1 protein-coding gene is annotated in these 1,485 nt (G+C 61.3%); it reads right to left on the bottom strand.

Features of this window, described 5'->3' with window-relative positions; all coding sequences use genetic code 11:
- Positions 1 to 7 precede the first annotated feature (7 nt).
- On the bottom strand, positions 8 to 1,369 hold the full coding sequence (locus ACYP5B_RS27155; protein ID WP_459571766.1) for an IS4 family transposase: 1,362 nt from the start codon (positions 1,367 to 1,369) through the stop codon (positions 8 to 10).
- Positions 1,370 to 1,485: the final 116 nt, after the last annotated feature.

The following is a 1,485-nucleotide window of genomic DNA, read 5'->3' on the forward strand; positions in this document are numbered from 1 at the left end:
CATTCAGTTATACACAAATGTCAGTACTGCCCTCGTCCCGTAGGCCACGCAGCGTTCTTGCAGCGACATGAACCTCTTTGAGTCCAAGCCAGATTGTTTTGACGCCGGGTTCGCCATCGCTCTTGCGGCCGAGGAATCCGCCGAGGCGCGCGATCAGGCGCAGCACTTCATTGAGCTTCGGCGTTGCCGGTTGCCGTACTTTCGTCAGCAAGTAGGCGCCCCGAATTTCATCGGGGTCAAAGAACAACTCCGCGTTCAGATCAGGACAGGTTCGTCCCAGCCGCATCAGGTGAGCAACGCGCCACGCCACCACCATGAACAGCGCCAATGCGCGCTCAAGCCGTTCGACCGAGCCAAGCTGGAGCGCTTCAACGCGACACGCGTTTTTCAGGATATTGAACAGCATCTCGATTTCCCAGCGCGCCCGGTACCAGTCGATCAATTCGATCGCCTCGTCCAAGGTCGTGGCAACGCGGTTGGTCAGCAAACGCCATTCGATTGGCTTGACGCCGGGCGGCGCATCGAATTCGCGCGCGACAAGACAGGTGGCGGCGACGCTCTTGCCTTTGCCCGCGGGCAGTTGAACCCGCTGCATCCACACGTGCTGGCGTACAGTGCGCGCCTTGATGCCGTGTCGCGATCCCAGCGTGAATGCGATCTGCCCTACCGCCTCCGCACCCGTGGTGCGCTCCCACAGCTTGTCGCCTTCGGGCAGACAGCGGTTGTGGGTCGCCCGTACCAGCCAGTCGGCTGGCGTGCCCAGCGCTTGGGCATGCAGCATCAGCGCCATCAGGTCGGCTTCGCGATCGGCCACATACACCAGGCGCGTAGCCGGCAGACTCGCCGCCATCTCCGCAATGCGCTCGTAGCCCTCGAGCCAGCGCAGGCTCTCCTTGGGCCCGCCGCGCTTGCCAAATTTGTCCTTCTTCTCGCGTGCCCACATCCACGCGTCCAGAATGCCCAGCGGCTCGCGCTGCGGCGTGACCGCGTAAGTCGGATGCAAATACATGCCGCGCTGCGCTTCGTAGCTCAGCGGTCCGAGCCCGGTTGCACTCTGGCCGTTGAAATCAAGTTCGGTGGTGTCTTGCAGGCAAAGGATGACAGGATGGGCTTCCATCCGCTTTTGCGTCTGTTGCCAGTGCGGCGCCAAAATCGCGCGCCAGTCGATGCTGTCGTTATCAAAAAAGCGATATGCCGCCATCGTTTCGCCCCAGCCCCGACATGCCTTCGGCACGCTGGCCATCGGGTCGGCCGCCAATCGTTCCATCAATATCCTCGCTCGCTTGTCCAGGCGCGCATCGCCGAGGTCGAGTTGCTTGAATTCCGTCTCTGCCCAGTGTGTCGATTCGGTCGCCAATGCGTCACGCAAAAGCAGAGAGTAAACGCGAAGTGCCGCAAGTTTACAAGGGCCGCACCAAGTTATTGAACGCGAACGCTCTTCCCCGAGGCCGGTCGGTGATGGTCAGAGTTGTGTATAACCGGATG

The sequence above is a fragment of the Cupriavidus sp. 8B genome (assembly GCF_054589115.1).